This window comes from Lacrimispora sp. (assembly GCF_036758025.1).
Lineage (GTDB): Bacteria > Bacillota > Clostridia > Lachnospirales > Lachnospiraceae > Lacrimispora.
Genome location: NZ_DAIOXM010000013.1, coordinates 90,943 through 113,693 on the forward strand (window position 1 = coordinate 90,943; position 22,751 = coordinate 113,693).

Sequence of the window (22,751 nt, forward strand, 5' to 3'; positions counted from 1 at the left end):
CTCATTCCCCCGCAAGCTGTAATTCATCCACATTGGTGAGGCCGAATTCCCGAACCACGATTTCAGCTACTTTTCCTGCTATCATTCCGGTTAATTTTATGCACTGCTCCTTGTGCTCTCCTGCACCCATGTCAAATTCCTTGGTCAATATTCTGCAGCACAGTGCATTTTTCCCGTTGTTTTCCTTGAACCAGTCGTGAAGCTCCTTTGCCACTTCCAGGTTTTTCTCCACCTTAGGATCTCCCTGTTTGGTCCGTCCAAAAAACAGTCCAAGGGCCATAACGCCTCCGGATACTGCTCCGCACAGGCATTTGGAACGTCCGATCCCCACCGGAAATCCCGATGCCATAGCAATAACCTCTTCAGGTATGTCCAGTTCGAAGTTGGAACGAATGGAGCTCATAACTGCCTCCGAGCAAAAGAAACCGCCCCGGAACAATGCCTCCGCCTCTTCACCAATCTTCTTTACACTAACCTCCTGTTTTACATTCATCTTTGTGTAACCTCCCGCATATTTAATGTTGATATATCTATTTTATTAGGGATTATGCATTACGTCCAATAGATAAACATGATAGATGGGAGGTACTTATAGACAGTCTCTATCAACCAAGGGAATTTATGGATTACCCTATCCTTCCACATACTCAAAACTCACATGCCTGCTGGTCAGATCAAAGATCAAAGTTTCCTTTTGGTACAATATAAACCTTCCTTTAACCATGTGGGCTTCCTCTATAAACCGGCTCATATTTCCCTGGTCCGGTGCAGGAAGCTTATGGGAAAATCTTGCATCTCCGGATTTTCTCTGATTTGATATAAATATTTCCAGGCAATAATTCCCCTGCTTTAACACAACTGCGGTTTCTCTTTTTCTCACCACCTTCACCCCTGAATATGTGGCAAACCGGTACTCCTTTCCCTGATAATGAACCACACAGATACACCCCTGAAAGCTGCGTCCGAGAAAGGGAATGTTTGCAATGGAAACCATAACAGCAGCAGCCTCACGGAATTGGTTGCATTGGAGCCATAGATAATCGGTTGGAAAGGAACTGCCCTTATCCCCTTCTATATACCCCTTTCCGCCGTTAAAATCCAGCACCTTTCCATTGATCCTCACCCTTCCCTGCAGGAAATGGACCATGCTGATCACTTCATGGCTGCATTCCATAAAAGGAACCAGCTGAAAGGGCCCCATAATGGGATAACGAATGGGGCTTAAAGGACCATAACCAATAGTGCCCTCAATGGCAACCTCATTTGATCTTATATTCAGCCTGACCCCTCTCCGGGAAAAAACATTGTTTCCCACCATAACCCTTCCCTGCCGTTTATCTGCCAGATAATCCTCCTCTTCAAACTCTATGAAATAGGAATCCTCATTCCAGATAATCTGCAAAAAGGGATGCTTTCCCCCATTTTCATCCACACTCTGCCCTGGAATCAGAGCTAATACGGTATCACCCTTCTGGTGTTTAAAATACCATCCTTCAAAATATCCTGTTTTTACTTTTTTACCAAACTCTTTTTTACTCTGTAAAATTTTCTTATTCATCCTTTAAGTCATACCTCCGTCTGCTTCCTTCATTTTGTAATCATAACCATAGGATTTCCGGATGGATGGCTTTTCATAACTCTTTGTACCGGACAATGCAAAAAAGACACCGGAATTTTCATTCCAATGTCTTTTCACATATGATTTATTTTTTCTTTGCGGAAACAATCAGCATCATGGGCCTGCGAAGCTCATCCTCCATCCCCTTTACTGTTTCAAGCAAATGAGCTGACGGCTGAGGCTCCACAACTCCGGTCAGCTCAAAGCCGCCCTGTATAAGCCCATTGATATAAGTAGTAAGGGTTTTGTGGTACTTTATGACCTTTTCGCCCAGAAACTCCGCTTCTCTCTTTCCCTCAAAAAAGTAGCGGTCAACGGGAAAATGAAGGATGTTTCCGTTTTCATCGTAATACCAGTTCTGGCTGCCGTAAGCGGTAAAAACCGGATGCTCCACGGAAAAGACAAAATCTCCCCCGCTTGCAAGGCAGGAGGACACCTTCCCGGCAATCTGGTCAAAGGACTCCAGATAATGAAAGGCAAGGGAGCTGATGACCACATCAAAAGAGTCTTGATCAAAGGATATTTCTTCTATGGGCATTTGGATATAGCATATGGAATCATCTGTTTTTTCTCTTGCCCCAGCCAGCATCTTTTCAGAAATATCAACTCCGGTAACCGCCTTCGCCCCATGCTCCACCGCATACTGGCAATGCCAGCCAAATCCGCAGCCTAAATCCAGCACCCTTTTCCCTTTAAAATCAGGCAGCATGGATTCTAAGGTTTTCCATTCTCCGGCGCCCTCAAGCCCCTTTACAGAACGGTCCATCTGGCTGTATTTTTCAAAAAATATTTTATCATCGTATTTATTCTGCTTCATCTTTCATTTCTCCTGTATTTATGTTTGATTTGGGCTTTGATAATATATGGAAGAGGAATTAATATACGGTCACAAAACCTCCGCCCTTATTGGTGTTTCCCAGCCAATACCTTAAATCAATTTCTTCCAGCCTGCTCTGATCTAAAATAGACACCAGACCATGTTTTCTGTCTGACTCATAAATTGTCACCCAGTGCCAGCTTTCCAGATTATGAAGGTTCCCGTTGTGAAGGTTTAAAAAAGCAACGGGCAGATCTTTTTTCAGAGCACATTCAATGAAGTCAAAGGTTTCCCTTATTTTTTCCTCATCCATCTGGATTTTCTCCGGTATTTTCAGCAGATCGCAGGATAATTGAAAGCCTTTACTTTCTCCAAATTCAATGACTCCCTGCTCAAATTTTTCAATTTTATTCAGTCCCATAAGACCCGGAGTCACATATTTCCACACCTCCTCCATAAGCTTTAAAAAACCTTTATAAGTGGTGCCGTCATAGGAGCACAGCTCCTTATATTCTTCTCTTGTCTGGGATAAATACCATATAATATTGGAACAGGAGGTAGGGCCGCACCCTGCCAGCCTTTGAAAACCCTTTCGATACCAGCTCTGATCCGGTCCGTTATAAATGCGGTTTCCATCCTTTATTTTAAAAACTTCGCTTCTGCTTAATTTTATATTACCTGATGTTGTTTTATTTATTTCCATATATATCATCTCATTTCTATATTGATCTGCTGTCGCAGAGAATCATTATTACTTATATTATATGTACAAACTCTGTTCCATTGATAATCTCAGAGCACTTATTGTATCACATATCTTCTCTAAACACTATGAGCCATCTATTAAAAAAGATTAAACTTTTATGTTTTGTCTACGGAGCGTAGATTGCTTTGAGAAATGGATTAGGGTACAATGATTCAGGAGGTAAAGATAAATGGACATGAAACGAAGAAAACTGCTTTTAGAAGAATATAAAAACCGCCGCCCTGAAATGGGAGTCATTTCCCTGCGCTGCAAAGCAACAGGCCAGGCTTTTCTGGGGATTTCCACGGATACAAAAGCCGGCTTCAACAGCATCTGCGTCAAATTATCCTCAAATTCCCACCCAAATAAAAAGCTTCAGGAATTATGGAACCAATATGATCTGGAAGGTTTTGAATGCTCTGTTTTAAAAGTTTTAAAATATGAGGATCCTGCTCAGGATCACACCGCAGAATTAGAAGAACTGAGGGAAATATGTCTGGCAGAAGACCCCCATGCAGAGAAAATCTGGAAGTAAAATATAAGAGTTATTTCAGCCATCCGAACATGGCTGAAATAACTCTTTCTTTTATCTTCCAAAGGGAGAATCATCCCTCCGTACAAAAAATCCCTGATTGTGGCTGCAGACCGGACAGACCTGGGGCGCTTTGGCTCCGTTATGAACATGTCCGCAGTTTAAGCAGATATATTCCGTAGGAGTTTCATTGTCAAACAACCGGTTGTTCTGAACCAGATTGGCATACCGGGTAAAGCGCTGGCTGTGCACCTCTTCAATTTCAGCAATCATGTAAAAGGAGTTTGCAATATTGGAAAATCCCTCCTCCTTTGCCTTATCGCCGAAGGATTTATAAATCGTATCGTGTTCCGCGGCTTCATGCTGTGCGGCAAGCTTCAAAAGTTCCTGCATATCACTGGAATGATCAATGGGATAGCCTGCATCAATGGTGATTTCCTGTCCATTGAATTCTCTTAAGTGATTGTAAAATATCTCAGCATGTTCCTTTTCCTGGGTTCCCGTATAGTGGAAAAGCCAGTACAGCACTTCAAGATTCTGGTTCTTTGCCTGGGTTGCGGCAAACTCATAACGCCGCCAGGCCTGACATTCTCCTGCAAAGGCTCTTAACAGATTCTCTTTTGTAATACTATCTTTCAGCGTGACCATGTTCGATTCCTCCTGGTTTGATTTACCAGTAGTATTACCAGTTTCACGCCGGCCTATTCTTCCCCATATATCCTGGGGCTTCCCCTCTGTCACCTTTAAAAAGAATGCCGCCCATTTCAGAATAAAGGCAGGATTTTATGGTTTCAATCCCATTATCTTTCATCATTCAATGCGTAATAGTACAATGATGCAACAGAACAATAAGGCGCATACTTCTTTCTTAGGCCCTCAAACCGCTGTCTGCTCAATGTTTTAAATCCATGGGCTTTCTTGATTCCGTTTTGCAGAGCCACATCATCATAACTGAATATATCCAGGCGCCCCATGGTAAACTCTGCGATCATTTCCGCAGTCCACCGTCCCACACCTTTGATCTGCATTAAATATTTAATCACTTCTTCGTCTGACATATTCTCTAAAAGAGAAAAGTCATATTTGCCTTCGGAAACCTCCTGTGCCAGAGACATGATATATTCCGCTTTTCTTTTGGAAATTCCGCATTGTTTTATGGCATCAATATCAGCGGCCAGAATATGGCTGGGAGTAATATCTCCCACTATATGGAGAAACCGTTGAGACAAAACCTCTGCCACCCGGTTTGACAGCATTTGCCCGATGATGTTCATAACAAGGGAAGAAAACACATCTCCTGACACCCCTTTTTCCATATGGCCAAAATGGCTGACCAAATCCCTCATCACATCATTTTTCCGGGAAATATATTCCATTTCTTTTTGTGAATACTTTATCATAGGCAGTAATTTCCTTATCCGCTTTATTTTAACATGCCATAAACGCATTCCAGCAATATGATTGCCAGGATAATATTGATGATACGGAAATGCTTCAAATATACTCTTTGAATGGCCATTCCCATACCAATCCATGTAAGTGTTGCAATAACTCCTATTGTTGCTATAATCAGTTCAAATCCCAGAATCATTAGAAAAGAGGTGCTGTACTGGGTTATGTATCCGGTCATGGCGGTAATGCCCAGCATGTAAATTTTCACGTTCACAAACTGCAGCATAAAACCCTTTAAAAAAGAAGCCGACTTTTCTGCCTCACCGTTGCTTGCCTTACTCATCGCAATGTGAACTGCCAGCCACAGAATGTAAGCTGCGCCGATGTATTTCATAACTCCAAGAACATTTGGCAGCAAAGAACTTACTCCGTGAACAAATACGGCGCAAATGGTCTGCACCGCATAATATCCGGCAAAGATTCCGAAAAACAAAGATTTTCCTTTTTTCCATCCGTAATTAGTCACCGTATTGAGTGCCAGAATATTTCCCGGCCCCGGTGTAAAAGCATTGATTGCAACATATATAAAGAAATTAAGTAAAACATAACCTGGCATAATATACATCCTTTTCATTTTTATTCAGAACATGTTTCAAACACGCTCTAGGATACCACGACGGATGTACAATAGCCAATTCTTATTTTATATGCTATTCCATAGTTTTAAACTATGTTTAATTTTTATTATATTTTCCTAATGCAGAAATATAGATTTGTCCCAGCTCGGATAATTCCTGGTTTTCATTTAAAATATAACCAATGCACATGCGCTCATCTTCATCCAGAGGAATCGCAATGATCATATCCCCCTGCAAATACCTGGGGAAAATGCCGCTGGAAATTGTATAGCCATCCAGACCAATCATCAGGTTTCCGATTGTAGCACGGTCATTGACTTTTATGCTTTTTTCTGCCGGAACTGTACTGTACAGCTCTTCGGAAAAATAAGCCGATTCATAATTTCCCTGAAGAAAATTCAGCCGGGGATATTCCTTTAAATCCTCCAGTTTTACAGAAACCCTATGAGCCAAAGGATGTTCTGCCCGCAAAAAAACATGGGGTCTGACCGTAAATAATTCCGTAAAGGTAAGCTTATAATCTTCCAGCGCTTTTCTGATGACGACTTCATTGCTGTTGCTGATATAGATAATCCCCAGATCACTGAACCGGTTCTTTACATCTTCAAGAACCTGATGAGTCCGTGTTTCATTTAATATAAATTCAAACCGCTCCTGTCCAAACTGCTTGACCATTTCAACAAAGGCATTGGCTGTAAACGTATAGTGCTGGGTGGAAACACAAAACCTCTGCTTTTTCGGAAGGTTGGTAATGAATTTATCTTCCAGCAAATCCATCTGCTGAATTACCTGCCTGGCATATCCCATAAACTCCATGCCCTCATTGGTCAGAGCAATCCCGGCCCGGCTTCTGGAAAAAATCGCAAATTTCACTTCCTTCTCCACTTCCTTAATGGCATTGGATAAGCTGGGCTGGGAGATAAAAAGCTGTCTGGCAGCTTCCGTAATGGACCCTGTTTCCGCAACCGTAACCATGTATTTCAAATTTTGCAGCGTCATTGCAGCACCTTTCCCATCTGGTTCATCACCATTTCATAGTAACGTCCCTGCTTCTTCATCAGGCTTTGATGATTACCGCTTTCCAGAATCTGTCCGTCTCCAATCACCATGATGTGATCCGCATCCCGGATTGTGGAAAGCCGGTGAGCGATCAGAAAGCTGGTGCGGTTTTTCATAAGGCTGACCAGGGCCTTTTGTATCTCTTTCTCTGTTTTCGTATCAACACTGCTTGTGGCTTCATCGAGAATCAAAATCGGGCTGTCACAAAGGACCGCTCTGGCAATGGATATTAACTGTCTCTGCCCCTGGCTTAAATTATCGGTAGCAGCGGAAACATTGGTGGCATAGCCTTTGGGAAGCTTATGAATGAAGTCATGGGCATGGGCAATTTTCGCCGCCTTGATCACTTCTTCCTCTGTGGCGTCAGTTCTGGAATACCGTATATTGTCCATAATGGTTCCGCTGAACAGGCTGGTATCCTGAAGCACTACGGAAAAACAGCGCCTCAGACTGTCCCTCTTGATCTGAGTGACCGGCACGTGATCAATGGTAATCTCGCCGCTGTCCGCATCATAAAACCGGGTTAACAGATTGACTATGGTAGTCTTTCCGGCACCTGTTTCTCCTACTAATGCAATGACCTCGCCCGGATTTACGTGAAAGCTGACGTTTTTAAGAATGGGTTTTGTCTTATTGTAAGAAAAGCACACTTGATGAAAAGAAACCTCTCCCACCGGATTCTGGATTTCTATGGCATCCGGACGGTCTTTCGCTTCTTCCTCATAATCCAGTATTTCAAAAACCCGCTCAGCTCCGGCCAATGCGGATTGTATGGTATTAAACATTCCTGCAACTGAATTCAGAGGATGGGCAAATTGCTTTGAATAGCTTAAAAAGCTTACGACTGTCCCCACTTTCAAGCCATGGCTTACGGATAAAATACCGCCTAAGATGGCGACCACGGCAAATACGAAATTATTAATCACATTCATTAACGGCATCATATAACCGGACCAAATCTGGGCATTGGTACTGCTTTCACTTAAACGCCCGTTGATTTCTTTAAACTGTAAAATGGTATCCTCTTGCCTGTCAAAAGCTTTCACCATTTTTAAACCAAGAATATTCTCTTCAATGACACCGTTAAGCCCTCCAAGACTTCTCTGCTGTTCCAGAAAATGAGCACGGCTTTTGGCGGCAATGGTTTTGGTCAACAGGGAAACCAGAGGCACGCACAGCAAAACCACAAAGGTGAGAGGCAGATTTAAGGTGATCATAACTGCCAGAGAGCCAATAAGGGTTAAGATGCTGGATATCAATTGTGTGGTCGTCTGTGCTATGGTGGAGCTGATATTATCCACATCATTTGTAATTCTGCTCATGGTATCCCCATGAGACTGGGTGTCATAAAATCCAAGGGGAAGTCTCTGCATTTTCTCAAAAAATTCCGTGCGAAGGGTAAAAACCAGCTTCTGTGAAATGCGAAGCATGATGACACCGTTTACTAAGCTGAGCAGCCAGTTAACCACATATAAGCCTAGAATGAGAATGAGAAGGGAAACCAGCCTGCCGGAGTCCACACTCCTATGGGCTATATCAAAGGTATTAAAGGTTACGCCCACATAATATGGAATTGCGACTGATATGGCGGAAGAAATCACGGTCAGAACAATTGCCCCAATTATGGTCTTCGCCCACCGCATATAGATTTTAACAATTCGGATCAGAGTTCCTTTTGCATTTTTAGGTTTTGCCCCCGGAATAAAACGCTCTCCGGCGGCCCCAAAACGCCGGCCTATGGCCGGTCCCTTTGGCTGCTGCTGACTGAATCTTGCTGCCATATATTACGCCTCCCTGCTGCTTTCAATCTGCGTGTGATAGATGTCCTGGTAAATTTCGCAGGACTCCATTAAATCCCGATGGGTACCAAACCCCACCTTCCTTCCATTCTCCATAACCAGAATTTTATCTGCTGACATGGCAGTTCCGCAGCGCTGGGTGATCATAATTACGGTCTGGTTAAACTCCTTATTCTTGAGGTTTTCCCGCACCTTTGCCTCTGTTACCGCATCTAAGGCACTGGTTGCATCATCTAAAATCAGTACAGGAGCTTTTTTTAAGATTCCCCTTGCAATGGAAAGGCGCTGCTTCTGCCCGCCGGATAAATTAACTCCGCCGCTTCCAAGAAGGCTGTCATAGCCGTCGGACATCTCCATAATAAAGTCTGCCTGTGCCTTTTGGGCTGCCTGCTGCAGCTCATCGATGGCTGCGTGTTTATCGCCCCATCTGAGATTTTCTGCTACTGATCCTGAAAACAGCATTGGTTTTTGGGGAACTACCGCAATATTGCTCCGAACCTCATCGGCTCCCAGCATTTTTATATCGTAATCGTCAAGAAGTATTCTTCCGCTGTCCGCATCGTAAAAGCGAAGAAGCAGCCAGGTAAGGGTTGATTTACCGCTTCCGGTGGGACCGATAATCGCAAGACTTTCCCCGCTGTTTACGGAAAAAGAAAGATCCTTGACTGCCGGAACTCCGCTGCCGCCCGGATAGGCAAAGGTAACATGCTCAAAGGTGATTTTTCCGCTCAGTTTTCTGCCTTTACCGCTTCTTTCACAATCCTCTTCACAGTCAAATACTTCGCTGATACGGACTGTAGACGCTTTGGTACGGACGAATATGGTGAACACATTGGTTATCATAATCAGAGAAGTGAGTATTTGCGCCATATAGATTGTAAATGCCGTAATATCTCCCGTATTAGCCAAATCCAGGTTAAACAGCCTGCTTCCAATATAAATCACAATCACTGTTCCAAATCCCATAACCAGGGTCAAAAGAGGTGAAATGACTGTAATGACCATTTGAGAGGATATCCCCTTCTGCATTAAATTCCAGTTAACCTCTTCAAATTGACCGGTTTCTTTTTCAAAGGTGCCAAATGCCTTGACAAGCCGGACACCCATCAAATATTCCTGTACCTTTGAATTGACCCGGTCCATAGCCTTTTGGAGCTGATAGAATCTGGGATAGCTGATTTTCATGCTGATATAAATCAAAACGGTAACGACAGCCACCACTCCGTAAATAATGAGACTGAGCCGGAAGTTGAGAAGGCTTGCCAGCACAATGCTGCCGATGCAGAGAATGGGGGCCTTAAGGAAAATGCGCATCACTCCATTTACGAATTGTATAATTTGAGAAGTATCATTTGTCATTCTGGTTATGAGTGAACCGCTTTCAATCTTATCCGCACTCACTTCCGAAAAATACATGATTTTCTCAAATAAATCTGCCCGCAAATCCGCTCCCATTTTTTGAGAAACACGGCTTGACAGAATATTCCGCGAAATGGCAAAGCAGGCTCCTGTCAAGGTTACAAAGAGCATCAGCATTCCCCAGTAATAAACCTTTGTCAGAGAACCGTCTTCAATTCCGTTATTTACGATGCGGGACATCAGTGTCGGCCCCAGTAAATCGCAGACTGCTTCCAGTATTACACACAAAACGGCTGTAAAAAACGGCGTTTTATATCTTCTGAAATATTTACCATAAAGCTTCATAGTTCGTCCCTGCTTCCATTATGATCTCATATTTAATTACCTGGGCTGTGAAAGCCCTGGCAATGAAACAGATTATTCCGATAAAAATTTAACCTGATTTCTTCCGGCATCTTTTGCCTGGTATAAAGCCTTGTCTGCTGCACTGAACAGATCCTGATATGAAGAATTAAGATCAGGAACCGCAGAAGTGACCCCTATGCTTACAGTTACATAACCGTTTACCAGGGATTTTTCATGGGGAATATTAAGATCCTCTATTTTCTGCCGCAGCATGGAGGCTATTTCGATTGCCTCTTCTTTACCTGTCTCAGGCAGCAGCACTGCAAACTCTTCTCCGCCGTAACGGGCTGCCATATCGGTTGAACGGGATAAAGAGCTCTTAAGAACCTGCCCAATCTGAGCCAGACACTCATCGCCTGCCATATGTCCATAAAAATCATTAAACCGTTTAAAATAATCAATATCCAGAACCAATAAGGCCATGGGCCTTTGGTATCTCAAACACCGGTTCCATTCTTTTTCTATCATCTGGTCATATTTTCGCCTGTTCCACATCCCTGTTAAGGAATCTTTAAAAGAAAGTTTCTGCAAAGCCTGATTCTTTTTTTCTAATTCAAGGTTTTGATGTTCGATTTTCCGGTTGGACTCTGCTAAATCTTTCGTCCGCTGAAAAACCAGATCATCTAAATGGGCATTCATTTCAGTCAGCCTTGCAGTTATAATCTCTTCTTGTTCTAAGGCATCAGAAAACCTCTTTGCTATTAATAATGAATTGATACAGGCAAAAATAAACTGCCCTAACGAAGTAAGGTTGTTGGTTCTGAGCCAATGCTTTAAAAATGCAAGTTCATTGTCGCTCACCCATGGGGTGAAAAAAACAATATCATTCATGCTGCTCATTAACAGAGCCACTGCACCTAAACTGATGATCCAGCAGTCCTTTTCCTTATTGACAGATATTCTGATCAAGGCGATGAATATGTATATGATTACGGCAATACTCCATATCTGATAATAAATATTAACAACTGTAAAAATTCTGGCAGGAGTGAAAATAAGGATTGAGGTAAAGACCAGCGCCATTATTTGAGAGATTTTGATGATCCGGTCATGAAAATATTCAGGGAAAATCTCCATGAAAAACATCAGCATAAGAGGAACCCCTAAATAATAAGTGGATGTCAGTATTTTATGATAGATCTCCCAACTGAACTCTGGAAAAAAGTAGCAAAAAAAGCATTCTCCTCCCAGAGTCGTCCTTATTGCAATAAAAATACAAAACAACCCGAAATACATGGTTGAACGTTCCTTTTTTCTTCTGAATGAAAATAAAACAAGATGGTATATTCCAATACAGGTTAAGCTTCCAAATATAATAAGCTCAATGGCCATGTTTTTATTTTTCAATCTGAGAATTTGATTTTCGCTCCCCATCCTTAAACTTTCCAGAATTCCTCCGCTGCGGTGATGAAAGTTAGAGACCTGAATTAAAATCTCATTCTCTCCCTGCAGTGCATCAAAGAAAGAAATATTAGTCAGATATTGAGGCACCATTGTATTTCTGGTTTTCCCTACTGTCCCAGCCGAGGAAATCAATTCTCCATTGACCCAAAGTTTGTATGCCGTGCGCAGCCTTGGAATCTTTAAAGCTAATCTGGTATCCTCATTAATTACAAATCTCAGCCGGTAGGTGCCATAGCCGTCTCCAAAGGAAGTCCTTTTATTGAATGTATACTTATTCCATGAACTTGGGACATCAATATATCCGGCTCCTATATCGGAGACTGATTCCCCCGGTTCCAGAAGCCGGTTCCAGTAAAACTCCCACTGACCGTCCAGGGGAACCGTAGCTTGTTCAAGCTGTAATTTTGTTAAATATATGATTCCTGCCTTAGCCTTTGGGGGAGGGGTGAAATTCATGGGAAAAGTACTTATTATTGCAAGAATGATAAAGATTCTTAAACACCAGCGCAATAGTTTGGACTCAGTTATTTCCCCGTCTGCTGCGGCTTCATTATTTCCTTTTACCGGTTTCATAATCAGTTCAGTGTTTTCCATGTTATATCTTCTCCCAAAGGGGGGGTCTTGTTTTTTATAAAACAGCTATATTGATTATAATATGTTAACTCATATTTTTCCAGGGTTAAGTAAAAATAAAAGAAGCAGCATACGCCGCTTCTCTATAAAAATCAAATTATAGTACCTTTTCCATCCAAATGTGTTCAACCGGAGCTTCTTTCATGAAATAAACATCTCCATATTCATGATAACCTAGTTTTTTATAAAAATCTTTAGCGGAAACACGTGATTCCAGACATATCTTTTTAATGCCATGGTGTAATGCACGCTTTTCAATATCCTCAAGAATGGCACGTCCCACACCACCTTTTTGAACATCAGGGTCAACACATAAAAAGCAGACCTTCGCAGTTTCCTGCTCTTTAAAAACAAGAATCCCTGTTCCTATCATGGTATCCGATTCAAAAACAGCAAGCACAGTAGCCTGTTTTTCAAAGGATAAATCATCATTTTTGATTGAAAGCCCCAAAGGCTTTCTCATAACTCTGTCACGCAGCAAAACAGTTTGTTTATAACGTTGTGAGCCAAATTCCACTTCTTCTACAACATATGAATTCATAATTATCATTCGCCTCCTGAATTATATCACCACTCATTGAAATTAAATATACCATTTTACCGTCGAATATTCAAACAAAACCGAAAAAATGCCAATGTAATGAAAATGCCAATGTAAAGCTTTTTCTCAATGTTAAGATAATTTTTCAACCTCCTACCGGATATCTCAATTGACAATCAGCTTATTTTATCCTATAATTAGTTAGGCAATTATAACTATAATAATCTAACTAATAGGAGAATTTTATGAATCCAGCCAAAGCCATTGACCGGCTATATTATAACATTATACTGAATGAGCTCCGCATGATGAACGAGAGCAGGCTATATGATAACATAACCTATAACAGTCTTCTATATCTTGATTTAATCAGCTATACGAAAAACTGCACTGTCAGCTTTTTAGCCAATGCTTTACATGTAGCCAAATCATCCGTTACGTTAAAGGTCAACGAACTGATAAAGCAGGGGCTGGTGGAAAAGGAACAGAGTGACAAGGACCGCAGGGTCTTTTATCTGACTGTGCGGCCCGAAATACTGGAAGAATTTCAGAATCTTGACCGAGCCGCAAATTATGCTTTGGAGCAAGTTCAAAAGCAATATTCCACCGAAGAAATAGACCATTTTTGTGAAATGCTGGATACATTCAGCAATTATTACAATCAATATGGAGAAATGGCAGATGGTGAGAGGAGGGATGATAATGACTCCTAAAAAAAGAGAACACTTCTCTCTTGTAATTGGAATTGCAGCCAACCTGCTTATGGGGGCCGCTGGTTTAAGTGTGTATTTTGCCACCGGGATAGAGGCATTATTTCTGGATGCGATGTTTACTTTAGTCACAGTGCTGTCTGGTATTGCTGCGGCAGTCATTTCCAAACGCAGCAAATACACAAGCGAGATCTTCCCCCACGGGCTATTTGTATTGGAACCGATTTATGTGGTATTCAAATCCCTGCTCATGATTTTTTTAATAGGGGCTGCCTCCATCAGCGTCTCACAAAAGGCGATTGCTTACTTTATCAGCGGCACAGGCGAAAAAATGCTTATTGGCCCTATTATCCCTTATGAACTTATTATGGTAGTCCTCTGCGGTGCATTGTTCTTTTTTTACCGCACCCAGAACAACCGTATCGGAAATACCAGTATTCTATTAAAAGCGGAAACGAAAAGTACTATGGTGGATGGATTGATGTCCGGCGGGATCGGCCTTGCTGCTTTTGCGATCTCGTTCATTGACAATAGCAGCCCACTGTCTTTCCTGCTCTATACAGGGGATTTTTTCATTACCATTTTATTGGTGCTGTTTTCCATTAAGGAGCCATTTATTCTTCTGCGGGAGGCCTTTATCGAAATAGCAGACGGAGTGGTTACAAAAGACGAAATAAAGGCAGCGATTGAAGATGTAATCCGAAAGAACCTACCCCAAAGTACTCAAATGAAAAAATGCTTAATTCATAAAATCGGCATGAGCCTTCGGGTTATTGTACTGCTTAATGGTAAGGATGATTTATGTAGTATAAGTGAGCTGCATGAAAAAGCGCTCTCCATTGAAAAAATATTATCGGGTGAATATGGAAATGCAAAAGTCAGCTTTGTGTTTTCATGATTTATATAAAATACCATACTCGAGCCTGCATAACCTTTCTATAGCAAATACAGCCGGCATAAAAATATGATGCCGGCTGCATTTGGATCATGGGAAATCATCGTTTTAATCTAAATGAACAATACGGGAGCAGATTGCTTCTGCCAAATACTGATTGTGCGTAATCGCTAAAATTCCAATATTGTGCTGTTTTGCATAATCCAGAATAATGTGCCATATCTGAGACTGTGTCAGCACATCCAGCATCGTGCTGATTTCGTCAGCAATGATAAACTTTGTCTGCGGTTTCAAGGCGCGCATCACACAAATGCGCTGCAGCTCACCGCCGGACAGCTCGTTGGGCCACCGATTCAGGAATTCCTCCCGAATTCCCATATCACGGCGCAAATCGTCATCATATTCGCCGGCCTCAAGCAGAGTTTTTGACATTTTCCATTTGGGATTGACCGACAGCTCCGGATGCTGATAAATGAGCTGCACCGGGGAAAAGGTTTTAGCCGGAAGTTTCTTTCCATCAAGTAAGACATCCCCTCTTTGAGGATAGGTCTGCCCCGCTAAAATCTTTCCTAAAGTGCTTTTCCCCCGCCCGCTTGTTCCAACCAAGCCTACTACCTCTCCGGAATTCACCTCAAGAGAAACATCTTCCAATACCCAGCTCTTGCTGCTCACATATTGAAAATATATATTTTTCGCTTCTAGTTTCATAAGTCACCTCCGGATGTACTGGAAGATGGCAAATCAATTAGATCTCCATAATCCATGCCTCGAACAGATTGAAATCCATTTTGCGGCAGGGCATGCCAAAGCGCCTTGCTGTACGGATGATTCACGTTTTCAGGGGAAGCCTCAAAGGCCTTGGCGTCTGCGACCTCTACGGAAACACCCTTGTTAAATACGGCGATTTTATCAGCCACAATGAATGCCAGGTCAATATCGTGAGTAATCAAAAGGATACCGCATCCGTTGTCAGCCAGACCTCGAAGAGTCTGGAGAGTTTCTTCCACTACAGACTGATGCAGCCCCGGGGTGGGCTCATCGGCAATAATTAAATCCGCCCCGGAAGTGAGCGCCGTACCGATCAGAACTCTGCGCGCCATGCCGCCCGAAAGCTGAAAAGGGTATAGCTGCTCTGTTTTTTCGGACAACTCAAATTTTTTCAAAAATCCCTTTACAGAATTTTTAATGCCGCCCAATGGACTGTCTATCTGCTTTCCTGTTCTCATCAAAGGGTCAAGATAACCGACCGATTGAGGGATAAGGGCAATCTCCTTTCCCCTTAACAACTCTTTGCGTTCCTCGGTAAGCTCCTCACCTTTAAACCGGACACTGCCTGTGGTATAGGCGTTAGATGGCAGGATTCCCATAATCGAATGGGCAAGCAGGCTTTTCCCGGAACCGCTTGCACCTACTATGGCCATAATTTCTCCTGGGTAAAGATCCAGCGTAAAATTGTGAATGACCTGAACATCACGCTGACGCAGCCCTTTTACATATTGACGGAAGCCTACAGCAAAGTCCTGCACCTCCAGCAGCGGTTTACGATTTTCCATTACACACCTCCTATTCATGGGCTCTATGGGGATTAAACAACGCCTGCACACTTTCCCCCAGAATGTCAAATAAGCGGACAATGAGCAATAGAGATAATCCGGGCATCAGCGCAATCCACCACTGCCCCGTGCTGAGATAATTTAAAGACTCCGACAGAATAACCCCGATCCCCGGCTGATGAGGAGAAAGGCCGAATCCCAGGAACGTAAGGGAAGCCTCATGCAAAATGGCATGGGGAAACATTAAAATGAGTCCTACGAAAAATTGGGGAAAGATATGCGGAAGCATATGCTCCTTTGCTATGTGCCAGTTGCTTTTGCCGAAGCCCTTTGCGGCTTTGACATACTGGCTCGAACGGAGCTGGAGTACCTCGGCACGTATTACACGGGAAATATAGGTCCAGTGTGTAATGATAATGCCGATCATAATCCCTCTTGCGCCTTTTCCGGTCACAAAAGAAACCAGCAGCAAAAAGATCAAATGGGGCATACCCATAAAAACATCCGTCAGCCAGCCGATAAAGGCATCCACCCTTTTCCCGCAAACGGCAGCCGCCACGCCGATTGCAATGGCAATAATTCCACTGCTGACAGAGGCGATGACTCCGATGAAAATACTGAGGGAGAGTCCTTTAATGGTCCGTAAAAACATATCCCGCCCAAACCAATCAGTTCCGAAAATATGGGCTGCCGAAGGTTTTAAGCCTTTTTCGGCAAAGCTGACCGGCATATGTTCCTCTGTAAGAAAATATCCACAAATAAATATGACGGATAGCAGCATAGTACACAAACAGATGTAAGCGATGGTTTTTTTCCGTATGTTCCATCCAGTTTTACCCGGTCCTGCAGGATGATTATTTTTCACTTGCATATCCCTCCCTAATTCTCGGATCTACCACAGCATAGAGAACGTTGGCAATCAGATTTCCCGCAAATACAAAAGCCGCAGCAAATAAGCTAATTCCCACCAACAGGGACAGATCGCTTTTAATTCCAGCCTCTACTACAGCGTTTCCAAGACCCGGGTAAGAAAAAAGAGTTTCAGCCAGGGTGGAGCCGCCGAAAATTTCAGCCAGCGATCCAAACTGCAGTGTGATTGCCGGCAGTAAAATATTGCGCAGCCCATGTCTTTTAAGCAGCATCCATTTCTTTTCTCCTCTGGCCTTAGCGAACAGAGCATAGTCACTGTCCATAATATCCAACAGCTTTTGTCTTGTGTGCAAAGCGATGCTGGCAACGCCGGTAACGCTCAGTGTCAGCGCAGGCAGCACCAAATGATAAATTTTTTGCCCCAGGCTGACATCTGCTGATGTTATGCTGATCGGCGCACTGAGGCCAATGGGAAACCAGCCGAGATTCACTGAAAAAACAATGAGTAAAAGAATTCCCACCCAAAAGACAGGGGCAGAGGCCAGCGTCAGGCAGTACATTTTAATGATCCGGTCTGTCAGCTTTCCTTCATTCATTGCGCCCGCAACGCCCATAATAAATCCAAGCACACCCGATAAAACCCATGCCGTGAACATTAAAAGCAAGGAGGCGGAGGCCTTTTCCATAATAACTGTTTTTACCGGCAGATTATAGACAATGCTATGACCAAGATTGCCTTCCAAAAGCCCTTGTATCCATTTTATGTAGCGGGTGACAAACCCTTCGTTCACTCCCCAATATTCCCGCAGGCCTTCGATTTGCTCCGGAGGCAGCGAGGAATGCTCCCCGCCCATATAGGCTACTATGGGATCAATGGGCGAGAATTTCATGAGTATAAAACAAATAAGGCTGATTGCAAATAGGACCAGCAGCAGCCGGATTGCATTTTTAACGATAAATTTAATAATATTACCGGTTCCATACATCTATTTCTTCTCCCAATCCTTGATATTTTCAACGGTGATCCAATACGCACCTCTATGGGGAGCAGGACGAAACTCACCAATCTCCACACCATCACGGATAAAGAAGGTGTGATGAAAAGCCACCATCGGAATGAACGGACTATCACCAAGAGAGTTGACTCCGTGCTCGCCATCCCACTGCGCTTTTTTCCAAAGTTCAAGGGCCTCCGCCTGATCTGTACTTCTAATGGCCCTGTTCAGATAATCATCCGTAATCTCATTCCCATAACTGGGGGAATTGGTGTTGTAGTTGGCAATACGGTCCGAGCTGAAGTTGGTATAGATTTCAAACGGGCTGTCTGCGCCCTTTCCAAACAGATAGGCATCCCTGTATATACCCTTTTCAAGAGCGATCTCATCCCAGGGCTTGGAGACTAAATCAATTTGGACGCCGATTTTCTTTGCGCTTTCCTGCACACCCAGGACAACGGCCTGCCGCTCTACCTCTCCAGGGGTATAGAGCAGGGTGAACTGCGCTTTTACTCCGTCCTTTTCTACAATACCGTCGCCGTCGGCATCCTGCCAACCGCCGTCTTTGAGGATCTTCTTTGCAGTTTCTATATCGGCATTTTTAATGTTATTTGCCTCGTTATCCCAAGGCATGCCGGGATTGTGGGAATAGACCGGACGGGCAGCACCGTTGAGGGCATTGGTACAAATCCCCTCCCGGTCCATAGCGTAAGACAATGCCCTGCGCAGGGCAGCATCGGAGGTGACATCATTTCCAATGGGAATACCCTCCATTTCATATGTACCCCGTTTAACAGTGGGTAAGCTGAGGGAAACAATGTCCATGGTTTCAATGTTACGCCTTGTGTAGCCTGGAATTTCCTGATGATTATAGGCCATGCTTACTCTGGCAACATCGATTTCACCGCGCTTAGCTCCCGCAAAACTGGCGTCCATATCCAGATATAGAAACGTCACTTTGTCCATATTGGGCTTCTTGCCATAATAGAGGGGGTTTGCTTCAATAATAAGTTTTTCTCCCTTTTTCCACTCTACGAATTTATAAGGACCGGTTCCAATAGGGTTTTGACCGTAGCTATCGCTGTAGGCATGCTCTGGTATAATAGCAATTCTTGTCAGCGTGTATTCAAAGGTTGAATCAGGATGGTTTAAAACAAAATCCACCGTATAATCGTCAACTGCCGTCACTTCCTTCACGTTGGAAAGGTCGATATAAGAGGTAGTCTCCCGAACCTTTTCAAAGGTGAAAACCACATCGCTGGCCGTCAGCTTTACGCCGTCCGAGCAAAGCGCATCGTCGCGGATTTTTATTGTCAGCTTATTTCCGTCCTCACTCCAAATACGCTCTGTTGCCAAATCGTTTACAAGATTCATATCCTTGTCAAAAATAACCAGTTTGCTTTGAAACAGAGCCTCTCCAAGACCAGGCCAGTCAAAAGCGGGATCAAACCCCTTTGAGGGCTCACCCCGAACAGATACCACCATTTCTTTTACACCAGGGGTCCCGGAAGAAGAAACTTGTGCATTCTGGGAAGATGAGGGTTCTTGAGAGGCTCCCCCTGTATTCGAGCAACCCACGGCTATCATAAGTATTACAACCGAAAGTAAAAACACAGAAATCCTTTTCATTTTAAAACCTCCTTAAAATGAAACTGCCTCTTTTATGATGAGACAGTTTCTTGTAGTTAGATGATGCTAACCTTGAATTATTATACAGACTGTGTTATGATTTGTAAAACGAATTATATTGATTGATTCTATTGATATTTTTAATAGTTGATTGGAGCAGAGTCATGAACATAGAATACTTAAAGACTTTTTTGGCCCTTGCAAGCAATGGTAACTTTACCAAAACAGCGCAAAATCTTTTTGTCTCTCAGTCTACCGTAAGTATCCGAATCAGGGAACTGGAAAAAGAAATTGGAAAAGAGCTTTTCAAACGTAATCACGGGACAGCCGTGTTAACACTGCCTGGAAAGGCGTTGGTGGAATACGCCGAGAAAATTGTCGGCCTGGAGGCCAACGCAATAGAACAAGCCAGCCTTGCAGGCACTTTCTCAGAAAGGCTGGTTGTCGGAACAGTGTATTACTTTTATGATTCATTTATCGCAGATAATCTTGAAGATCACTTAGAAAGGCATCCTGATATTGCAATCAGAATTGTTTTGGGACATTCAATGAAAATCATACATAGCATAGGAACCGGGGAGCTTGATATCGGTTTTACGCATCACCCATATAATCATCCGGGTTATTACTGCCAATTGTTCAATGTCGATGAGATGCTTTTGGTGACAGGAGCCCATAACAGCCGATACATGAATGGCATTTCTATATGGGAGGTTAAAAATCTGCCCATCCTGTATTCCAGCTTTCTGGATCATGCAACAGAAAACTGGATATTCCCCAGGCAGCACCTCTTTTCTCTGGACATTGACGTGGGAGGGAAAATTGTCCCTTTTCTAAAAAAAGGTGACCGATACACCTTTTTACCAAAGAAACTTGTGGAAAAGGAACTCCTGGAGGGGACTTTGATTAATATCCCTTTAATAGGGAATCAACTCCCGCCGTTAGAAAATTACATTATTTATAAACGTGATAATGAAAAGCATGCCACAATCTGTCATTGGATAAAATGGCTCCGGGATGTTCTTCAGATTCCTGAGCCTTGCCCGATTTGCGGAGCAGAATAGGCCATAAACAACCCGGCAGCTTCATAAGCTTGCCGGGTTGTTTCTATAATATAGTAAGTCTGGCATTATTTATTCAGACACTGACTCCCATCTGGCTGCCGGTTGTCGCCAAAACATCATCGATCTTCACGTTAAACACTGCTGCCAGAACAACCATATTGTCCATAGTAGGCAAGGCCGTTCCGTGCTGCCACTTGTAAATTGCCTGGGGCGTAGCAAAACCGAAAATATCCTGAAGATCCTTCACAGACAATCCTGCCTTCGCTCTTAAATCTGCAATATTCTGCCCCGTCTTGGCCATATCAATGGCCGGGATTGTAAACATTTCATTTTCCTCCTGTTCCGGAACTGACCGGAACAGAATTGTTCTAGTCAGATGCCTTAAAATTATATATTGGTTTCATTATATCAATGACATCTACGGATTCTTTAATCACATCTATGATATCTGCCAATGACTTATATGCCATAGGGGCTTCATCCAATGTGGATTCATTAACAGAAGTTGTATAAACCCCTTCCATCATCTTCTTATATTCATCCATAGACAAACTTTCTTTTGCTTTTCTACGTGACATCAATCGTCCCGCTCCATGTGGTGCCGAGAAATTCCAGTCCGGATTTCCCTTGCCAACTGCCAGCACGCTTCCGTCTCTCATATTAATAGGAATCAGTACCTTTTCACCTTTATGGGCAGCTATGGCTCCCTTTCTTAAAATCATCTCTTCTGTATCAATATAATTATGAATGGTGTGAAAACCGTCTGTGCCATGGATTCCGGTTCTCTCCAGAACGACTTCGGCCATTTTCTCACGATTTTGTCTTGCAAAATGCTGACAGATTTCCACATCGTGCAGATAATCCTCAAAATAGATTCCATATAGATAGCACAAGTCCTCCGGTATCGTTGTCTCTCTTTTATCCCATGATATTTCTTTCAGCGCTGCCTGTATGTCTTTGCGTCTTCCCGCGAACTTATAGGTCTGGATAATCTCATCTCTCTGTTGGAAATAGGTATCTTTTCCCTTATTTAAGTCAATAGCAAGCTGCTGATAGATTTCTGCCACCTGCTTACCAAGATTTCTGCTTCCTGAATGAATCACAAGATATTTTGTTCCATCTTGTGCCTGATCCACTTCAATAAAGTGATTGCCTCCGCCTAAAGTGCCAAGGCTTCGTTCCAAGCGTTTCGTATCTTTAAGGCTTCTGTAACAGCGAAGTTCCGTTAAATCGAATCGTTCCTGCCTGCCCTCCCACACGTTCATTCCGCATGGGATAAAATGAGCCGCCTCATCCAATTTGGTGAAATCAATATCTTCTGTACCAATATTTACAGTATACATGCCGCATCCGATGTCCACTCCAACAATATTAGGAACTGCTTTATCTACAATCGTCATTGTAGTTCCAATGGTGCAGCCTTTTCCGGCATGAACATCCGGCATAATGCGGATCTTGCTTCCTTCTGTAAACTCATAATCACACATTCTGCGGATTTGCTCAATTGCTTCATCCTCCACTACTTTGGCGTAGCATAGGGCTGTATTTACTTTTCCTTTTATTTCTAGCATTTTATTTCCTCCTGTGACAACTTACCATGGGAATGCCCCATATGAGATTTGAACTCACGACACCTCGATTAAAAGTCGAGTGCTCTTCCAACTGAGCTAATGGAGCTGATTGCACAAAAAAATACCGCCAATCTTGTGGAAATTTTCCCATACAAGATAAGCGGCTAATACCGAAAGTTCATGTGCTATTTCACTGTATGCTGTCAGCACACAGTCCTATATCCGAACATTTCAATCGACCTTCTTTTACCTTATATGGACGCACCAAATTAAGACTCTGTTTTTTATCCAGTGTCTGCTCATGTCGTTCATTATTAAGATAATATAAAGTATTGATTGATATGTTCATTTTTATTTCCTTTCCAGGCTCTTTCCGTCCGCTTTTTCTTTCTATGATCGTACTATAACATGAATTTCTTAATCTGTCATTATACTTGTGGTATAAAATCTGAAGGTGAAGGAACAGGCCGTGACGAAATTAAACCGTTTCTCCTTAACAATACCACAATTCATTGTAAGGTT

23 protein-coding genes and 1 tRNA gene are annotated in these 22,751 nt (G+C 42.9%); 4 read left to right on the forward strand and 20 right to left on the reverse strand.

What is annotated here, in order from left to right:
- Window position 1 precedes the first annotated feature (1 nt).
- From V7M78_RS12560 to V7M78_RS12575, 4 genes are all read right to left on the reverse strand, one after another.
- Complete coding sequence (locus tag V7M78_RS12560) at window positions 2-493, reverse strand: C-GCAxxG-C-C family protein (RefSeq protein ID WP_333650016.1); 492 nt, start codon at window positions 491-493, stop codon at window positions 2-4.
- A 138-nt stretch (window positions 494-631) separates the two neighbouring features.
- Window positions 632-1,558, reverse strand: a complete 927-nt coding sequence (locus V7M78_RS12565) for a tocopherol cyclase family protein (RefSeq protein ID WP_333650018.1) — start codon at window positions 1,556-1,558, stop codon at window positions 632-634.
- A 145-nt stretch (window positions 1,559-1,703) separates the two neighbouring features.
- Window positions 1,704-2,435, reverse strand: coding sequence for a class I SAM-dependent methyltransferase (locus V7M78_RS12570; protein ID WP_333650020.1), 732 nt, complete (start codon window positions 2,433-2,435; stop codon window positions 1,704-1,706).
- Window positions 2,436-2,493: 58 nt separating this feature from the next.
- A complete protein-coding gene (locus V7M78_RS12575) occupies window positions 2,494-3,138 on the reverse strand; it encodes a hypothetical protein (protein WP_333650022.1) in 645 nt (214 codons plus the stop codon).
- A 232-nt stretch (window positions 3,139-3,370) separates the two neighbouring features.
- Here V7M78_RS12575 and V7M78_RS12580 point away from each other — a divergent pair, with 232 nt between their 5' ends.
- A complete protein-coding gene (locus tag V7M78_RS12580; protein ID WP_333650024.1) occupies window positions 3,371-3,715 on the forward strand; it encodes a GIY-YIG nuclease family protein in 345 nt (114 codons plus the stop codon).
- 51 nt (window positions 3,716-3,766) lie between these two features.
- On the opposite strand, the gene V7M78_RS12585 is transcribed toward V7M78_RS12580, so the two are convergent.
- The 8 genes from V7M78_RS12585 to V7M78_RS12620 form a co-directional block, all read right to left on the reverse strand.
- Window positions 3,767-4,360: a rubrerythrin family protein gene (locus tag V7M78_RS12585; protein ID WP_333650026.1), complete on the reverse strand. Its 594-nt coding sequence runs from the start codon at window positions 4,358-4,360 to the stop codon at window positions 3,767-3,769.
- A gap of 152 nt (window positions 4,361-4,512) precedes the next feature.
- Window positions 4,513-5,112, reverse strand: a complete 600-nt coding sequence (locus V7M78_RS12590) for a DNA-3-methyladenine glycosylase family protein (RefSeq protein WP_333650028.1) — start codon at window positions 5,110-5,112, stop codon at window positions 4,513-4,515.
- A gap of 23 nt (window positions 5,113-5,135) precedes the next feature.
- On the reverse strand, window positions 5,136-5,720 hold the full coding sequence (locus V7M78_RS12595) for a LysE family transporter (RefSeq protein ID WP_333650030.1): 585 nt from the start codon (window positions 5,718-5,720) through the stop codon (window positions 5,136-5,138).
- A gap of 118 nt (window positions 5,721-5,838) precedes the next feature.
- Window positions 5,839-6,741, reverse strand: coding sequence for a LysR family transcriptional regulator (locus V7M78_RS12600; protein ID WP_333650032.1), 903 nt, complete (start codon window positions 6,739-6,741; stop codon window positions 5,839-5,841).
- Window positions 6,738-8,582 carry an ABC transporter ATP-binding protein gene (locus V7M78_RS12605; RefSeq protein ID WP_333650034.1) on the reverse strand — a complete coding sequence of 615 codons (1,845 nt, stop codon included), beginning with the start codon at window positions 8,580-8,582 and terminating at the stop codon, window positions 6,738-6,740. The genes V7M78_RS12600 and V7M78_RS12605 overlap by 4 nt, the downstream gene beginning before the upstream one ends.
- Window positions 8,583-8,585: 3 nt before the next feature.
- Window positions 8,586-10,304, reverse strand: coding sequence for an ABC transporter ATP-binding protein (locus V7M78_RS12610; RefSeq protein WP_333650036.1), 1,719 nt, complete (start codon window positions 10,302-10,304; stop codon window positions 8,586-8,588).
- Between the two features lie 72 nt (window positions 10,305-10,376).
- A complete protein-coding gene (locus tag V7M78_RS12615; protein WP_333650038.1) occupies window positions 10,377-12,362 on the reverse strand; it encodes a sensor domain-containing diguanylate cyclase in 1,986 nt (661 codons plus the stop codon).
- A 136-nt stretch (window positions 12,363-12,498) separates the two neighbouring features.
- Window positions 12,499-12,942, reverse strand: a complete 444-nt coding sequence (locus V7M78_RS12620; RefSeq protein WP_333650040.1) for a GNAT family N-acetyltransferase — start codon at window positions 12,940-12,942, stop codon at window positions 12,499-12,501.
- 245 nt (window positions 12,943-13,187) lie between these two features.
- On the opposite strand from V7M78_RS12620, the gene V7M78_RS12625 reads away from it, so the two are divergent.
- A complete protein-coding gene (locus V7M78_RS12625) occupies window positions 13,188-13,655 on the forward strand; it encodes a MarR family transcriptional regulator (RefSeq protein WP_333650042.1) in 468 nt (155 codons plus the stop codon).
- Complete coding sequence (locus V7M78_RS12630) at window positions 13,645-14,550, forward strand: cation transporter (protein ID WP_333650044.1); 906 nt, start codon at window positions 13,645-13,647, stop codon at window positions 14,548-14,550. The genes V7M78_RS12625 and V7M78_RS12630 overlap by 11 nt, the downstream gene beginning before the upstream one ends.
- Window positions 14,551-14,655: 105 nt before the next feature.
- Here V7M78_RS12630 and V7M78_RS12635 read toward each other — a convergent pair whose 3' ends face one another.
- The 5 genes from V7M78_RS12635 to V7M78_RS12655 are packed head-to-tail and all read right to left on the reverse strand — an operon-like array spanning window position 14,656 to window position 19,594.
- The gene (locus V7M78_RS12635; RefSeq protein ID WP_333650046.1) at window positions 14,656-15,255 is read right to left on the reverse strand and encodes an ABC transporter ATP-binding protein; all 600 of its coding nucleotides are present in this window, start codon (window positions 15,253-15,255) and stop codon (window positions 14,656-14,658) included.
- Complete coding sequence (locus V7M78_RS12640; RefSeq protein ID WP_333650048.1) at window positions 15,252-16,100, reverse strand: ABC transporter ATP-binding protein; 849 nt, start codon at window positions 16,098-16,100, stop codon at window positions 15,252-15,254. Before V7M78_RS12640 ends, V7M78_RS12635 begins: the two co-directional genes overlap by 4 nt.
- Window positions 16,101-16,110: 10 nt before the next feature.
- Complete coding sequence (locus V7M78_RS12645) at window positions 16,111-16,971, reverse strand: ABC transporter permease (RefSeq protein ID WP_442914652.1); 861 nt, start codon at window positions 16,969-16,971, stop codon at window positions 16,111-16,113.
- Window positions 16,955-17,956, reverse strand: a complete 1,002-nt coding sequence (locus V7M78_RS12650) for an ABC transporter permease (RefSeq protein WP_333650052.1) — start codon at window positions 17,954-17,956, stop codon at window positions 16,955-16,957. Before V7M78_RS12650 ends, V7M78_RS12645 begins: the two co-directional genes overlap by 17 nt.
- Complete coding sequence (locus V7M78_RS12655; protein ID WP_333650054.1) at window positions 17,957-19,594, reverse strand: ABC transporter substrate-binding protein; 1,638 nt, start codon at window positions 19,592-19,594, stop codon at window positions 17,957-17,959.
- A 164-nt stretch (window positions 19,595-19,758) separates the two neighbouring features.
- On the opposite strand from V7M78_RS12655, the gene V7M78_RS12660 reads away from it, so the two are divergent.
- Complete coding sequence (locus tag V7M78_RS12660; protein ID WP_333650056.1) at window positions 19,759-20,658, forward strand: LysR family transcriptional regulator; 900 nt, start codon at window positions 19,759-19,761, stop codon at window positions 20,656-20,658.
- Window positions 20,659-20,731: 73 nt separating this feature from the next.
- Here V7M78_RS12660 and V7M78_RS12665 read toward each other — a convergent pair whose 3' ends face one another.
- The 3 genes from V7M78_RS12665 to V7M78_RS12675 all read right to left on the reverse strand — a co-directional run bounded on the left by V7M78_RS12665 (window position 20,732) and on the right by V7M78_RS12675 (window position 22,335).
- On the reverse strand, window positions 20,732-20,983 hold the full coding sequence (locus V7M78_RS12665; RefSeq protein WP_333650058.1) for a helix-turn-helix transcriptional regulator: 252 nt from the start codon (window positions 20,981-20,983) through the stop codon (window positions 20,732-20,734).
- Window positions 20,984-21,026: 43 nt separating this feature from the next.
- Complete coding sequence (locus V7M78_RS12670) at window positions 21,027-22,229, reverse strand: RtcB family protein (protein WP_333650060.1); 1,203 nt, start codon at window positions 22,227-22,229, stop codon at window positions 21,027-21,029.
- A gap of 33 nt (window positions 22,230-22,262) precedes the next feature.
- A tRNA-Lys gene (locus V7M78_RS12675) sits at window positions 22,263-22,335 on the reverse strand.
- Between the last annotated feature and the right edge of the window lie 416 nt (window positions 22,336-22,751).